The organism is Rathayibacter iranicus NCPPB 2253 = VKM Ac-1602 (genome assembly GCF_003149025.1).
GTDB lineage: Bacteria > Actinomycetota > Actinomycetes > Actinomycetales > Microbacteriaceae > Rathayibacter > Rathayibacter iranicus.
The window spans coordinates 226,067-241,242 of sequence record NZ_QGDV01000002.1; the positions used below are offsets into that span (position 1 = coordinate 226,067).

The following is a 15,176-nucleotide window of genomic DNA, read 5'->3' on the forward strand; positions in this document are numbered from 1 at the left end:
CGCAGCGGTTCGAGGGCTCAGAACAGTTCAGATGCTGCTCCAATTGTCGCGATCGGTGCGGCGAGCGCGACGCCGGATCCATCGCGCTTCATCCCCGACTCGGGGAGCGACGCGACCGAGCCGTCGGCCTCGAGAGCGTGAGCCGGGCCGGGACCGACCCACGCGACTCCGAGGGCCGTCTCACCCCGGAGGAAACGCTGCGCGCGGACCCCGCCGGTCGCCCGCCCCTTGCTCGGGAACTCGGAGAAGGGCGTCACCTTCGCGCTGCCGGTGTCGGTGCCTGTCAGGGCCCAGCTGTCGACGGCAACGGTCGCAACGACGGCGTTTTCGCGGTCTTTCGCCGAGACCACTCCGAAGTGCACGACCCCGTCGGTCTCGCCGAGCTTCACTCCGGCCATGCCCGCCGCCGTGCGACCCTGCGGCCGGACGGCGGCGGCGCTGAATCGGAGGAGCTGCGCCTCACCGGTGACGAATACGAGTTCGTCATCGTCGGTCGACCCGGCCGCGCCGACCACGACATCCTTCGGCTTCAGTGCGATCAGCTCGATGTCGGGCCGGTTGGGGAGTTCGCCGGGAGCGACGCGTTTGACGACGCCCTGCAGGGTCCCGAGAGCGATGGGCCGAGGGTCATCGAGGGCGACGAGCGACAGCACGCGCTCGTCCTTCATCAGATGCGGGAGGTACTCGGTCATTCGCACTCCCGCCGCCAGCTGCACCGAGGAGGAGGGCACAGCCGGAACGTCGACGGGGGAAAATCGCAGGAGGCGCCCGGCAGTCGTCACCGCACCGATCTCCGTGCGCGTCGTCGTATCGAGCACGCTGAGTATGGCGTCGTGCTTCGAGCGGCGTGTGGCGCGCTCAGGGTGGGGAGCGGCCTCCGGGTCGCGGTCGACGCGCACCATCCGACCGGTGGTGCTGAGCAGGAGGCGGCAGGGGACGTCGGCGATCTCGAGCACGGCGGCGGCTTTGCGCCCCGTTGTGGCGATCGAGGGGCGCGCCTCTGTCAGCAGCGTGCGACGAGGAGTGCCGAGGCGCTGAGCGACCTCGTCGAGCTCGTCTGACACGAGTTCGTCAATCCGCGCGCGGTTGGCGAGGAGCGCCTCCAGCTCGGCGATCTCGGCCAGCAGGGTGTCGCGTTCAGCCTCGAGCTCGATGCGCGAGAACTTCGTCAGGCGGCGCAATTGCAGCTCGAGGATGTAGTCGGCCTGCAGCGTGCTGAGTTCGAAGACCTCGATGAGCCGGGCACGCGCGGCGGACGTGTCGTCGCTGGCGCGAATGAGTTGGATGACCTCGTCGATGTCGAGGATCGCGATGAGTAGGCCCTCGACGAGGTGCAGGCGCTCCTGACGCTTGCGCAGTCGGTAGCGGGAGCGGCGGGTGACGACCTGCACCCGGTGGCCGATGTAGACCTGCAGGAGTTCCTTCAGACCGAGCGTGCGGGGACCACCGTCGACCAGCGCGACGTTGTTGATCGCGAAGGCGTCTTCGAGCGGCGTGTACCGGTAAAGCTGCTCCAGCACCGCCTCCGGGCTGAAACCGGTCTTGATGCCGATGACCAGCCGGAGGCCGTTGTCGCGATCCGTGAGGTCGGTAACGTCCGAGATCCCGCTGAGCTTCTTGTTCTGCACACCGTCCTTGATCTTGTCGATCACCTTTTCGGCGCCGACGAGGTAGGGCAGCTCTGTCACGACGAGGCCCGATTTGCGGGCCGTCATGCTCTCCACGGAGACACGCGCACGGGTCTTGAAGCTGCCCCGGCCGGTCGCGTAAGCATCGCGAACCCCGGCGAGGCCGACGATCGTGCCGCCGCTGGGGAAGTCAGGGCCGGGCACGAACGACATCAGGTCATCGAGGGAGGCGTCGGGATGCGCGATGAGATGCCGCGCTGCTCCGATGACCTCTACCAGATTGTGCGGCGCCATATTGGTCGCCATGCCCACGGCGATGCCGCTCGCGCCGTTGACGAGAAGGTTGGGGAAGGCCGACGGCAGCACCTCGGGCTGGTCGTGGGAATTGTCGTAGTTCGGCACGAAGTCGACGACGTCTTCGCCGAGGTGCTCAGTCATCGCCGTCGCGGCCGGAGCGAGGCGCGCCTCCGTGTAACGGGCCGCGGCGGGGCCGTCGTCGAGGGAGCCGAAGTTGCCGTGCCCATCGACGAGCGCCACCCGCATCGTGAACGGCTGCGCCAGGCGCACGAGGGAGTCGTAGATCGAGGCGTCGCCGTGCGGGTGCAGCTTGCCCATCACCTCGCCGACCACTCTTGCCGACTTCACATGGCCGTGATCGGGGCGGAGGCCCATCTCGCTCATCATGTAGAGGATGCGGCGCTGAACCGGCTTCAGGCCGTCGCGGGCATCGGGCAGCGCTCGGGAGTAGATCACCGAGTACGCGTACTCGAGGAACGAACCCTCCATCTCGGCCGAGACGTCGACGTCCTCGATCCGCTCGGTCAGCGAAGATCCGGAGGAAGGGGCTGCTGCGTTCATGACTCACTTCGGTGGCGGACGCGGGACGGCGGGGTGAGCGCCTCCTGAACGGATGACTCCCGACAGGGAGCCACGGGTGAGAGCGGGACGAGGCACCGGCGGAGGCGGCGTCGCGCCGGTCCAGGCGCGTAGTCCTGCCCGTCGGTTCCGCAGCGTCGGCCCGGCGGGGACGGCGGCGCTGTGCGAAACTGGGCGCAATGACCCTCATGATACCGGTCGCCCCCGCCGGGCGGCGGTGCCTCGCCGATGTCCTGCCGGGAGCCCTCGACGCGATCCTCGGTCGCCCCGGACTCCTGGGTTCCCGGCACGTCGAGCGGATTCTGCTGGTCCTTGTCGACGGCCTCGGGGCAGCGAACCTTCGACAGCGCTCCGGGCACTCGCGGGTACTCGCGCCCGCGCTGAATCGCGCCACCACGCTGGTCTCCGGATTCCCGACCACCACGGCATCCGCCCTCGCCAGCCTCACCACCGGGCTGCGGCCGGGGGAGCATGGGATGGTGGGCTACCGCGTGCTCGACCGCGCCTCAGACCGCCTGGTCAACCAGCTCTCGGGCTGGGACGAGCGCATGGTTCCGGAGCAGTGGCAGCCACACCCGACTGTGTTTGAGCGAGCCGTCGCCGAGGGCATCCGCACCGGCGTCATCGGCCACCCGCGCTACGCCCACTCGGGTCTCACCCGGGCCATCCTCCGCGGAGCCGAGTACCACTCCGCCGGCACCGTCACCGAACGCTTCGCCGCGGCGCGAACGCTGCTCGATCGGGGTGGCCGGCAACTCGTCTACCTCTACGTCCCCGAACTCGACCAGGTCGCGCACGCACGCGGCTGGGAATCACCGGAGTGGACCGCGGCGCTCGAGCAGCTCGACGGCGAGCTCGCCACCGCCACCCGCCTTCTCGGCAGCCGGGAGGGGCTCGTGGTCACGGCCGACCATGGGGTGATCGACGTGCCTGCCTCTTCGCACGTCCTTCTCGAGCGTCCCCTCCTCGATGGCGTCCGCCATCTCGGCGGGGAGCCGCGCTGCCTCCAGCTGCACCTCGAGCCGGGCGTCGATGCCGACGAGGTTGCGGGACGCTGGGCCGAGGCCGAGGGCGAGCGGGCCTGGATCGGCACGCGGTCAGATATGGCGGCGAGCGGCTGGTTTGGCGAGGTCGGACCAGCGGCGGCCGCGCGGATGGGCGATGTGTTCGTCGCCGCTCGCAAGGCGATCGCCTACTACTCGGCGAGCGACTCCTCCGGTCGTTCGATGATCGGCCAGCACGGCTCGCTCACCCCCGAGGAGACCCACGTCCCACTGCTCGGCTTTGGGGCGCTCGCGACGAGCTGAGCGGCGGCCGTCCCGCGAACGACGACCACCTCAGTCGTCGCTCCGCGCTCCGAAGACGATCTCGTCCCAGCTCGGCATCGACACTCGACCTCGTCGGACACTCCCTCGCGCCGCCGACGGCTGCTCGGGCACCGGTGGGGTCGCACGCGGCAGCTCCGGCGCCTTCTCGGCAACGGACGCCTCGGCGCCGTGCTCAGGCTCCTCGCGGACACGCAGCGAGGAGGCGTGATCGCGCTCACCACGGCGGCGGCGCAGGGCATCGAGCAGATCGGCGGTGTCGTTCAGGTTCCGTTCGCGTTGCTCCGTGGTGCTCGTGACGGGGCGGGGGAGCGTCGAGATCGGGCGAGGGGTCTCGGCCAGAGCCGGCTGCGGCTCAGTGTCCGAGGGGCGGACCGCGGCGGGGCGCGCATGCGGCATCGCGGCCGGGCGACCCGCAGTGGGGTGGTCGGCCCGCGTCGAACGCGCCCGTGACTGCGGGGCGCTGGAGTCGGGATCGAAGCGGGTAGCCAATTCGTCGACCGCGGCGGGGACGACAGCGCGCAGGCGCGGGATCAGCGTCGGCCGGATCTCGCCCTGCTGCGAGAGAGTGACCGCCTCGGCGGTCAGTGGCGAGAGGAGTGCCTTGCGCGGGTCGAACCGCCAGCGGGCGTCATGGTCGATCTCGTCCGAGCGGAAAAGGAGCTTCACGATCCACCCCTCCTCCTCCTTCCAGCTCGACCACTGCTCGCCCTCGGCGCCGAGGGCGACGAGACGTTCGCGAATGACGTCCCCGAAAGGGGTCCCCTCTTCGAGGGGGTCGGGATCGGCGCTCGTATACACGCGCACCGCAAGCGCGGAAGCGACGACGTGCTCGCGTTCGGCGGTTACCGGACCTTCGAAACGAAGGACATAGTCGAGATCGGCGCCCGTGAGGTCGGCGACCTCGACTGCCGAGAGCCCCGAGCGAATGTGGGCCTGGATCTCGCGCGGCGACACGCGCTTCTCCCGCGGCGGGAGAGAGTGGACGCGCGGCCGCAGCTGGCTTTGCAGCGTCTCGTCGATGCGAACGGAGAATCGGTCGCCGCCCTCCGACACGAGGACGAGAGATCCGCCCTCGACGCCGATCACCTTCAGTTCCATCATCGTGGGAGACCTCCTTTTGGACGCGGACGGGCCAAGGATGCCACGCGCCGCGGCGATCGGCCGGGAATACCGCGGGCGGGTCGAAAGTTGGTGGGGAGGAAGAGCGGTGGACGGTGTCAAGAGCCGCGCGACGTGGTTTGCGAATCGATCCATCGTGATGCACACTGACCCCGCCGATGTGTTGAACAGCTAAATAAGAAGTGGATGGGAATGGCTACGGACTACGACGCCCCCCGCAAGACCGATGACGACTCCGAGTCGATCGAGGCCCTAAAGGAGCGAGTCCCCGACAAGATGTCCGGAGTCGTGGACGTCGATGACGCCGACAACCCGGGCGGATTCGAATTGCCCGGCGCCGATCTGTCCGACCTCGATCTGGACGTCGTGGTCCTTCCGCCCCAGGCGGACGAATTCACGTGCGTGAGCTGCTTCCTCGTGAAGCACCGCTCGCAGATCGACCACGAGGAGAAGCTCGGACCGATTTGCCTGGAGTGCGCCGCCTAGGCGCCTGGCAGACCTGAAGGACGACCGCTCCGTCGCCGTGATCCCTGGATCGCGGCGACGATGTCGTTGGGGCGCCGACTCGAGAGCAGCCAGTACGGCGTCGGGTCTTCCGGGTCCTCGATCGGCACCCGCACCACGTCCTTTATCCAGCCGCGGATGACCAGGTAGGCCCGCGCGTCGAGCCGGGGGCCGCGCTCGGCGAACGCCTGCTGGCCGGCGTGAGCGCTGGGCTCGCCCACCAGGTCGAGCGGGATGTGAGCGCGACCGGCGCGCAGCTCTCCCTCCGCCACCTCGATCGTGGGCGAGAGCGCGAGCAGCGCGAGCACACAGCCGGAGTAGAGCACGGCTGCCACGATCACCCCGACCGTGAAGTCGATCGGCGCGAAAACCAGGATGCTGGCGGGAATGACGAGGGCGGTGGCAACGAACAGCCACGGCGCGGGCCACAGCCTCTCTCGGTAGGACGGCATGACCCTATTGCACCAGACGATTGGTCTACCCTCGTCACGTGCTTGCAACCGTCGATGTCCCGATCCGCGCGGATCGGCTGCCCACCTATGCTCGACCGGCCGATGCCGGAGCCGACCTGCACTCGACGGAAGACGTCGAACTCGCGCCGGGTGAACGGGCGAGCGTCGGCACCGGTGTCGCGATCGCACTACCCGAGGGGCACGCCGGCCTCGTGGTCCCGCGCAGTGGGCTGGCCTTCATGCATGGCGTCACCATCGTCAACTCCCCGGGAACGATCGACGCGGGCTATCGCGGCGAGATCCGGGTCGCGCTGCTGAACACCGACAGTCGCGAGAGCTACCGGGTCTCGGTGGGTGACAGGATCGCGCAGCTCGTGATCGTCCCCGTCGTCCAGGCGCGCTTCACAGCCGTCGACGAGCTTCCCGAATCGGTCCGCGGCACGGGCGGCTTCGGATCCACCGGGTACGCCGCCGGCGCCCGGGGTCCCAGAACCCACGAGGAGAGCGCATGAGCGACATCCAGCCCACAGCCGACGAGGCACTCGAGCCGGTCCAGCAGGACTTCGAGAAGTCGGCTCCGCACGACCGCGCCGAGGCGGGCCCCCTCGACGAGCGCGAGGCGAACCCGGTTCGCCCCTACATCGACCTCGGCGGGGTGAAGGTGCTCCCTCGCGAGGGGATGCACATCCGTCTCGAGGTCGAGGAGGGCACGAAACGCGTCATCGCCGTTGGCCTGGACTACGCAGGCTCGACGCTGCAGGTGCAGCCCTTCTCGGCGCCGCGATCATCCGGGCTCTGGCACGAGATCCGCGCGCAGATCGGAGAGCAGATCGGTCGCCAGGGCGGTGCAATTGCGGAACGCGACGGCGTGTTCGGCCCCGAGCTGGTGGCCGAGCTGCCCGTCGCCGGCGGTCAGACGCGGGTCGCGCGCTTCGTCGGTGTCGACGGTCCCCGCTGGTTCCTCCGCGGAGTAATCGCGGGGGCGGGCGCCACCGACGAGCAGGCCGCCGCCGCTGTCGAGGAACTCTTCCGCAGCATCGTCGTGGTGCGAGGAAGCGGCCCGATGCCTCCGCGCGACCTCATCCCACTCAAGGTGCCCACCGGCGGCCAGACCCAGCAAAGCGCGAGCTGACCCGCATGGAGGCGGGACGATCCGAGCGCGAGGAGCCCAGTGAGCCGGCGCGCCCCGAGGTGAGCGAGGCGATCGCCGACGCGGCCCGCCGCTCCGGACTCGGGGTTGTTGCGACGGGCGAGCCCTTCGACGGCCGCGCGCTGTTGCGCACGATGGGCGGGGTGCGTGGGATCCTCGAGGCCGTCGTTCCGGGCATCGCCTTCGTTCTCCTGTACACGATCACGTCGAATCTCGTGCTCTCGCTCGCCGCATCGGTCGGGCTCGCACTGGCGTTCACCGTCGCACGCGTGCTCGGCCGCACCCCGGTCATCCAGGCTGTCGGCGGTCTACTCGGAGTGGTGGTCTCAGCGGCGCTCGCGCTGTTCACCGGACGCGCTGTCGACAACTTCGTGCCTGGCCTGATCACGAACCTCGCCTACGGACTGGTGTTCCTGATCTCGGCCCTCGTGCGTTGGCCGCTGATCGGCATCGCCGCTGGTTACCTGATGGGAGACGGGACCGTCTGGCGCGACGACCGACGCAAGCGCCGCCTCTTTGCCGCACTGACCTTCGCCTGGGCGGGACTGTTCCTCCTGCGCTTGGCAGTGCAATACCCGCTGTTCCTTGCCGAGGACACGACGGCGCTCGGTACCTGGAAGCTCGTCCTCGGTCTTCCTCTGTACGCACCGCTGTTGGTGCTCACCGTTCTCGCGGTACGGGCGGAGTACCGGGGAGCCGCAGAGCGCAAGGATGCGGGTAACCCCTCCGAACAGGCGTAGAATTGTCTCGACGTCGAGATAAATAGCACTCGCCTCCCCGCACCGTTGCGGAGGGGATGACCGGGAGCGACGACGTTGTCGAGTTAGGTCCTCCTTGGTGGCAGGTCGCTGTGCGCGGTCGTCAAGATGAGGGCGGAGAGCGGCGCCGCCCGACGGCGGATGCTGCAGTCAGCGAAGGAGAGGGCGACGTGTCCGCGGTAGACAGCTTTGGATCCAAAGACACCCTGACGGTCGGCTCGACCGACTACGAGGTGTTCCGCATCGACCGGGTTCCTGGTCACGAGAAGCTTCCGTTCAGCCTCAAGGTGCTGCTCGAAAACCTTCTCCGCACGGAGGACGGCGCCAACATCACGGCCGACCACATCCGCGCGCTTGGCGAATGGGTCCCGGAGTCGGAGCCAGACACCGAAATCCAGTTCACCCCAGCCCGCGTCGTGATGCAGGACTTCACCGGCGTGCCCTGCATCGTCGATCTCGCGACCATGCGCGAGGCCGTGGCGGCCTTGGGCGGCGACGCGAACCGGATCAATCCGCTCGCCCCTGCCGAAATGGTCATCGACCACTCCGTCATCGCCGACATCTTCGGCACCGAGGACGCCCTCGAGCGCAACGTCGAGCTCGAGTACGAGCGCAACGGCGAGCGCTACCAGTTCCTCCGCTGGGGCCAGACCGCCTTCGATGACTTCAAGGTCGTCCCGCCAGGAACCGGCATCGTCCACCAGGTCAATATCGAGTACCTGGCCCGCGTCACGATGACCCGCGAGGTCGGCGGAGTGTTGCGCGCCTATCCCGATACCTGCGTCGGCACCGACTCGCACACCACCATGGTCAACGGTCTCGGAGTGCTGGGCTGGGGTGTCGGCGGCATCGAGGCCGAGGCAGCGATGCTCGGCCAGCCCGTCTCGATGCTCATTCCCAAGGTCGTCGGTTTCAAGCTGACCGGCTCGATCCCGACCGGCGTGACCGCAACCGACGTCGTCCTCACCATCACCCAGATGCTGCGCAAGCACGGCGTCGTCGGCAAGTTCGTCGAGTTCTACGGAGCCGGCGTCGCCGAGGTCCCGCTGGCGAACCGCGCGACCATCGGCAATATGAGTCCCGAGTTCGGCTCGACCGCCGCGATGTTCCCGATTGACGACGTCACCCTCGACTACCTGCGTCTCACCGGCCGTCGCGACGAGCAGATCGCCCTCGTCGAGCAGTACTCCAAGTTGCAGAAGCTCTGGCACGACCCCGTGGTCGAGCCCGTGTTCAGCGAGTACCTCGAGCTCGATCTCAGCACTGTCGTCCCCTCGATCGCGGGTCCGAAGCGCCCGCAGGACCGGATCGAGTTATCGTCGGCCAAGACTCAGTTCGAGGCCGACCTCACGAACTACGCGGACGTCTCCCACGACATCGTCGACCTCACCCTGACGGAGTCGTTCCCGGCCTCCGATCCGGGAGAACTCCAGCCGCAGGACGAGCACAGCAGTCACGAGCACATCCACCGCTCGCACGCACCCGCCAGCGCCTCCAAGCCGACCGTTGTCGAGCTGGGCGAGAAGGGCGAACGCTTCACGATCGACCACGGCGCCGTCGCCATCGCCGCGATCACCTCCTGCACCAACACGTCGAACCCCTCGGTCATGCTCGCGGCCGGCCTGCTGGCCCGCAACGCGGCGCAGAAGGGGCTCAAGGCCAAGCCGTGGGTCAAGACCACGTTGGCTCCCGGCTCGAAGGTCGTCACCGACTACTACGAAAAGGCTGGCCTCACGAAGTCGCTCGAGGCCCTCGGTTTCTACACCGTCGGCTACGGCTGCACCACCTGCATCGGGAACTCCGGCCCGCTGCTCGAGGAGATCTCGGCCGCGGTGCAGGACAATGACCTCGCCGTGACCGCGGTGCTCTCGGGCAACCGCAATTTCGAGGGCCGCATCAACCCCGACGTGAAGATGAACTACCTGGCGAGCCCGCCGCTCGTGATCGCCTACGCGCTCGCCGGCTCGATGAACTTCGACTTCGAGGTCGACGCGCTCGGCACCGACTCCGACGGCAACGACGTGTTCCTCAAGGACATCTGGCCCGACGCGGCCGAGGTGCAGGCGACGATCGACTCCTCGATCGACAAGTCGATGTTCGACACCCAGTACGCGGGCGTGTTCGACGGTGACGAGCGCTGGCGCGCGCTACAGACCCCCGAGGGTTCGATCTTCGAGTGGGACGAGTCGTCGACCTACGTGCGCAAGCCTCCGTACTTCGACGGCATGACGATGGAGACGACCCCGGTCACCGATATCGCCGGCGCGCGCGTCCTCGCCAAGCTGGGCGACTCCGTCACCACCGACCACATCAGCCCCGCCGGCTCGATCAAGGCCGATAGCCCCGCCGGCCGCTACCTCGACGCGCACGGCATCGACCGCAAGGACTACAACTCCTACGGCTCGCGCCGCGGCAACCACGAAGTGATGATCCGCGGCACCTTCGCGAACATCCGCTTGCGCAACCAACTGCTCGACGGGGTGGAGGGCGGCTACACCCGCGACTTCACCAAGTCCGACGCGCCGCAGTCGTTCATCTACGACGCCTCCGAGAACTATCAGGCCGACGGCACCCCGCTCGTCATCCTGGGCGGCAAGGAGTACGGCTCCGGCTCGTCGCGCGACTGGGCCGCTAAGGGGACGAGTCTTCTGGGTGTCAAGGCGGTCATCGTCGAGAGCTTCGAGCGGATCCACCGCTCCAACCTCATCGGCATGGGCGTCGTCCCGCTGCAATTCCCGGCGGGGGAGACCTGGCAGTCACTCGGACTCGACGGCACCGAGTCGATCAGCATCTCGGGTATCGAGAAGTTGAACGCGGGCGTCACCCCCAAGACCGTGCATGTCGTCGCCGAGCCGACCGAGCACTCCGCAGCGGGTAAGCACACCGTCGAGTTCGACGCGGTCGTCCGTATCGACACCCCCGGCGAGGCGGACTACTACCGCAACGGCGGCATTCTGCAGTACGTCCTGCGCTCGCTCGTCTAATCAGCCGCAGAACGTGTGCGCCTCCCCTTCAGGGGGAGGCGCACACGCATTCCCGGCGGGCCCGTGCGTAGACTCGGGAGACGTCCTCACCCTCGACTCCTCTCCCGGAAGGCGGCGCGCATGGCTGTTCTCGAGACCATCGGCGGTCCTCGCGATCTTGATCGCCTGACCCGTTCCGAGCTCGAGACCTTGGCGCAGGAGATCCGCGACTTCCTCGTGCTCGAGGTGTCCAAGACAGGCGGTCACCTCGGTCCAAACCTCGGCGTGGTCGAGATGACCATCGCGATCCACCGGGTCTTCGACTCGCCACACGACGCGATCATCTTCGATACCGGGCACCAGTCGTACGTGCACAAGCTTCTGACGGGGCGGCAAGACTTCTCGCGCTTGCGTCAGCGCGGCGGCCTCGCGGGCTACCCGCAGCGGTCGGAGTCGCCGCACGACATCGTCGAGAGTTCGCACGCCTCGAGTTCGCTCTCGTGGGCCGACGGCATCTCCCGCGCGTTCACGATGACCGGTCAAAAGGACCGCCACGTCGTGGCCGTCGTTGGCGACGGAGCGCTCACCGGGGGAATGACCTGGGAGGCGTTGAATAACATCAGCGACGACAACTCCCGGGGGCTCGTCATCGTGGTCAACGACAATGGTCGCTCCTACGCCCCGACCATCGGCGGCATGGCGCGGTTCCTCAACGGAGTGCGGACCCGGCCCGGCTATCGCACGATGCACCGGGGCTCCCGCGCTGTCTCGGAGCGGCTCGGCGGACCGGCCGCCGCTGTCTACCGGGGTGTGCGCGGCGGGCTGCACGGCTTCCTCAGCCGCTTCATCAACAACGAGGCGCTGTACTCCAACCTCGACATCAAGTACCTCGGGCCGATCGACGGCCACGACCTCACGGCGATGGAGGAGGCGCTCCAGCAGGCCAAGGACTACGGCCAGCCGGTCATCGTGCATGCAATCACGCAGAAGGGCAAGGGTTTTGGTCCTGCCGTGGACGACCTCGCCGACCAGTTCCACGCCGTCGGGCAGATCGACCACGAGACCGGCGAGCCGCTCGCGGCTCCCGGCGCCCGCTCCTGGACGTCGGTCTTCGCGGAGGAGATCGTCACGCTCGCCGACGAAGACCCGAGCATCGTCGGCATCACTGCGGCGATGCTCCGCCCGGTCGGCCTCGATCGCCTCGCGGAGAAGTATCCCGAGCGGGTCTTCGACGTCGGCATCGCCGAACAGCACGCCGTGACCTCGGCCGCGGGTTTGGCTTTTGGTGGGCTCCACCCCGTGGTGGCGCTCTATGCGACCTTTGTGAACCGTGCCTTCGACCAGGTTCTGATGGATGTCGCGCTCCACCGCGCGGGAGTCACCTTCGTGCTGGACCGCGCGGGAGTGACGGGACCGGACGGACCGAGCCACCATGGCATGTGGGACCTCGCGATCCTCCAGGTCGTACCCAACATCCGCCTAGCCGCCCCCCGTGACTCTCTTCGGCTGCGCGAAGAGCTGCGCGAGGCCGTGGGCGTGACCGACGCGCCGACGGTGCTTCGCTTCTCGAAGGGCGACGTCGGTGACGAGATCGAAGCCATCGAACGTCTGAGCGACGGGGTCGACGTTCTTGCTCGCGGCGAGCGGCAGGACGTGCTGCTCGTCACCGTGGGACCGATGGCGGCAACGGGGCTCGACGTCGCGCGGCGCTTGAGCGCGCAGGGCATCGGAGCCACGGTCGTCGATCCGCGCTGGGTCGTTCCGGTACCGACGAGCATCATCGAACTCGCTCGCGAGCACCGCATCGTCGTCTCGATCGAGGACGGCGTGCGTGTCGGTGGGATCGGCACTCGGATCCGTCAGGATCTGCGCGAGGCCGGCGTGGACACAGCGGTGACCGAACTCGGCCTCCCTGACCAGTTCCTCGACCACGCGAAGCGCGATGAAATCCTTGAGGACGTGGGGCTCACTCCGCAGCACATCGCCCGCGACGTGGTGGCGCAGGTGCTCGGCAGCAAAATCCCCGTTGCCCGCCCGCTGCCGGACGAGGTTGCGGCGCGGGACGACGCCCGCAGCGACTGACTCCGGCCGGACGCTCGGCACGCCGAGGTTCGATGTGCAGGGGACGGTGCGATCTGCAGGACTTTTTTCCGAAATCCGGGTGCTGCCGCGAGGTTGGACCGAGGACGGAAGAATCCCCTGCAGATCGCACGTGCCCCTGCACATCGCACGGCGCGGGGGCGCGCCGGTGGATCTCCGACGCCCCGCCGGTCAGTCGACGCCGCGAATCGCGGGGTGGTGGAAGGTATCGCTGAAGGCGCGCTCACTCGCGCCGACACGGTCGAGGTAGGGAGTCAGCCCGCCCATCTGGAACGGGTAGCCCGCGCCCAGGATGAGACAGAGGTCGATGTCCTCGGCGGCGTGCACGACGTCGTCGTCCAGCATCCGCTTCACCTCATCGGCGAGACCGGTCTCGACGCGCAGCCGCAGCTGCTCCGCTGTCATCGGCTCGGTACCGCCCGCGACGATCGCGACCGCGCGCTTGTCGACACCCTTCACGCGGCCTTTCGCGTCTCGCTCAAACACGTGGCCGAGTTCGGCGAGGCGGTGCAGGTTGGGACTCTTGAAGAAGCGGTCCGGGAACGCGGCGTGGTGCGTGTCGAGCACGTGCGCACCGACCTTGAGGCCGACCAGCTCGAGCAGTTCGAACGGGGTCATCGGCAGACCGAACGGGGCGAGCGAACGCTCGACCACCTCGAAAGGCGTGCCCGTGTCGACGGCGTGCATCGCCTCTCCAAGCACTTTCGCGAGAACACGGTTGACGACGAAGCCGGGAGTATCGCGCGTAATTACCGCGTTTTTCTTGAGTGACGCGGCGGTCACCATCGCAGTCGAGAGAGTCTCGTCGTCGGTATGTGGTGTCCGAACGACCTCGATCAGCGGCATCACCGCGACCGGGTTGAAGAAGTGGAAGCCAACCAGGCGCTCTGGGTGCTGCAACCGCTCGCCGATCCGCTCGACCGAGAGGGACGAGGTGTTGGTGGCGAGTACCGCGGTCGGCGAGACGTAACGCTCGATGTCGGCAAAGACGTCCTGTTTGACGGACAGCTCCTCAAAGACCGCCTCAATGACCCAGTCGGCATCGGCGAAGTCGGAGCGGTCGGTCGTGCCGGTGATGAGTGCGCGGAGGCGGTTGGCGTCATCGGGAGACACGCGACCCTTCGCTAGAAGCGTGTCAATCTCGCTCCGGATGCCCGCCACGCCCTTGTCGACCCGTTCCTGATCGAGGTCGGTGATGACCACCGGGACCTGAAGGCGGCGCAGGAAAAGCAGAGCGAACTGCGAAGCCATCAACCCCGCTCCGATCACGCCGACCTTGGTGACCGGCTTCGCGAGCGCCTTGTCGGGCGCGCCCGCTGGACGCTTGGCCCGCTTCTGCACCAGGTCGAAGGCGTAGATGCTCGCGCGGAACTGGTCTCCCGAGATGAGGTCAGCCAACGCCTCGTCCTCGGCGGCGAACCCCTCCTCGCGGGTCGTGTTCTTCGCCGCTTTGAGCAGGTCCAGCGCGCGATACGGCGAGGCCGCAACGGTGCCGATCCGCGACTCCAGCTGCTTGCGGGCGATCGAGATCGCGGCGTCCCACTTGACCAGGCGCTCCAGCTTGCCAGGCACATGTGACCGCTCCACCGTGACAGTGCCGCCGAGCACGCCGTCGGCCCAGCGGAGCGAGTCCTCAAGGAAGTTCGCAGGCGCGAAGATCGCGTCGGCGATACCGAGGTCGAACACCTCCTGGCCCTTGAGCGTGCGGTTGTTCTTCAGTGGGTTCTCGACGACGACCTTGAGCGCGTTTTCGATCCCGATCAGATTCGGCAGGAGCCACGCGCCGCCCCAGCCGGGGATGATCCCGAGGAACACCTCGGGCAGCCCGAGCGCGGGAATGGACGAATCGACGGTGCGGTAATCGGCATTCAGGCCGATCTCGGTACCACCGCCGAGCGCGAGTCCATTGATGAAGGCGAAGGACGGGACGCCCAGTTCGGCGAGCATCCCGAGTGTGCGGTGGCCCAGACGCGCCAGTTGACGGCCGAGCTCACGGCTCGGGATGTGTCCGACCTTGCTGAGGTCGGCGCCCGCAGCCAGGATGAACGGCTTGCCGGTGACACCGACCGCATGAATGGCACCGCGCGAGGCCCGCTCCTTCTGCGCGATCAACATGTCGGCCAGCTCGAAGAGCGAGGCCGGACCGAACGTGTTGGGCCGCGTGTGGTCGCGGTCGTTGTCGAGCGTGATCAGGGCGAGCGTGCGACCGCTGGGCAGTGGCACGTCTCGGAGGTAGGAGTGGGTGACGACCTCGCCCTCGGCGAGGTCCACGAAGTTCTCGAATCCGTCGAGCATGGG

General features: G+C 68.0%; 11 protein-coding genes. 7 read left to right on the forward strand and 4 right to left on the reverse strand.

The window, feature by feature from the left end:
• Nucleotides 1-17: 17 nt before the first annotated feature.
• On the reverse strand, nucleotides 18-2,486 hold the full coding sequence (locus tag B0H03_RS03580) for a DNA gyrase/topoisomerase IV subunit A (RefSeq protein ID WP_104264787.1): 2,469 nt from the start codon (nucleotides 2,484-2,486) through the stop codon (nucleotides 18-20).
• 197 nt (nucleotides 2,487-2,683) lie between these two features.
• Between B0H03_RS03580 and B0H03_RS03585 the strand changes: the two genes are divergently transcribed.
• Entirely contained in the window at nucleotides 2,684-3,811 is a 1,128-nt protein-coding gene (locus tag B0H03_RS03585; RefSeq protein ID WP_237399494.1) for an alkaline phosphatase family protein, read from the forward strand.
• A 30-nt stretch (nucleotides 3,812-3,841) separates the two neighbouring features.
• On the opposite strand, the gene sepH is transcribed toward B0H03_RS03585, so the two are convergent.
• On the reverse strand, nucleotides 3,842-4,933 hold the full coding sequence (gene sepH, locus B0H03_RS03590; protein ID WP_104264788.1) for a septation protein SepH: 1,092 nt from the start codon (nucleotides 4,931-4,933) through the stop codon (nucleotides 3,842-3,844).
• Nucleotides 4,934-5,143: 210 nt separating this feature from the next.
• Here sepH and B0H03_RS03595 point away from each other — a divergent pair, with 210 nt between their 5' ends.
• On the forward strand, nucleotides 5,144-5,437 hold the full coding sequence (locus tag B0H03_RS03595; RefSeq protein ID WP_055792269.1) for a DUF4193 domain-containing protein: 294 nt from the start codon (nucleotides 5,144-5,146) through the stop codon (nucleotides 5,435-5,437).
• Here the strand turns inward: B0H03_RS03595 and B0H03_RS03600 are convergent.
• The gene (locus B0H03_RS03600; protein WP_104264789.1) at nucleotides 5,434-5,907 is read right to left on the reverse strand and encodes a DUF3093 domain-containing protein; all 474 of its coding nucleotides are present in this window, start codon (nucleotides 5,905-5,907) and stop codon (nucleotides 5,434-5,436) included. The two genes, B0H03_RS03595 and B0H03_RS03600, sit on opposite strands and share 4 nt — an antisense overlap.
• Nucleotides 5,908-5,945: 38 nt before the next feature.
• On the opposite strand from B0H03_RS03600, the gene dut reads away from it, so the two are divergent.
• The 5 genes from dut (at nucleotide 5,946) to dxs (ending at nucleotide 12,860) form a co-directional block, all read left to right on the forward strand.
• On the forward strand, nucleotides 5,946-6,419 hold the full coding sequence (gene dut, locus B0H03_RS03605) for a dUTP diphosphatase (RefSeq protein WP_104264790.1): 474 nt from the start codon (nucleotides 5,946-5,948) through the stop codon (nucleotides 6,417-6,419).
• Nucleotides 6,416-7,039, forward strand: coding sequence for a DUF3710 domain-containing protein (locus tag B0H03_RS03610; protein ID WP_104264791.1), 624 nt, complete (start codon nucleotides 6,416-6,418; stop codon nucleotides 7,037-7,039). The genes dut and B0H03_RS03610 overlap by 4 nt, the downstream gene beginning before the upstream one ends.
• 5 nt (nucleotides 7,040-7,044) lie before the next feature.
• Nucleotides 7,045-7,797: a DUF3159 domain-containing protein gene (locus B0H03_RS03615; protein ID WP_104264792.1), complete on the forward strand. Its 753-nt coding sequence runs from the start codon at nucleotides 7,045-7,047 to the stop codon at nucleotides 7,795-7,797.
• Nucleotides 7,798-7,985: 188 nt separating this feature from the next.
• The gene (acnA, locus tag B0H03_RS03620) at nucleotides 7,986-10,799 is read left to right on the forward strand and encodes an aconitate hydratase AcnA (RefSeq protein ID WP_104264793.1); all 2,814 of its coding nucleotides are present in this window, start codon (nucleotides 7,986-7,988) and stop codon (nucleotides 10,797-10,799) included.
• 120 nt (nucleotides 10,800-10,919) lie between these two features.
• Nucleotides 10,920-12,860 (forward strand): 1-deoxy-D-xylulose-5-phosphate synthase, encoded by a 1,941-nt coding sequence (gene dxs, locus B0H03_RS03625; RefSeq protein WP_104264794.1) that lies wholly within the window; start codon nucleotides 10,920-10,922, stop codon nucleotides 12,858-12,860.
• Between the two features lie 189 nt (nucleotides 12,861-13,049).
• Here the strand turns inward: dxs and B0H03_RS03630 are convergent, their stop codons facing one another.
• The gene (locus tag B0H03_RS03630; protein WP_104264795.1) at nucleotides 13,050-15,173 is read right to left on the reverse strand and encodes a 3-hydroxyacyl-CoA dehydrogenase NAD-binding domain-containing protein; all 2,124 of its coding nucleotides are present in this window, start codon (nucleotides 15,171-15,173) and stop codon (nucleotides 13,050-13,052) included.
• Nucleotides 15,174-15,176 lie beyond the last annotated feature (3 nt).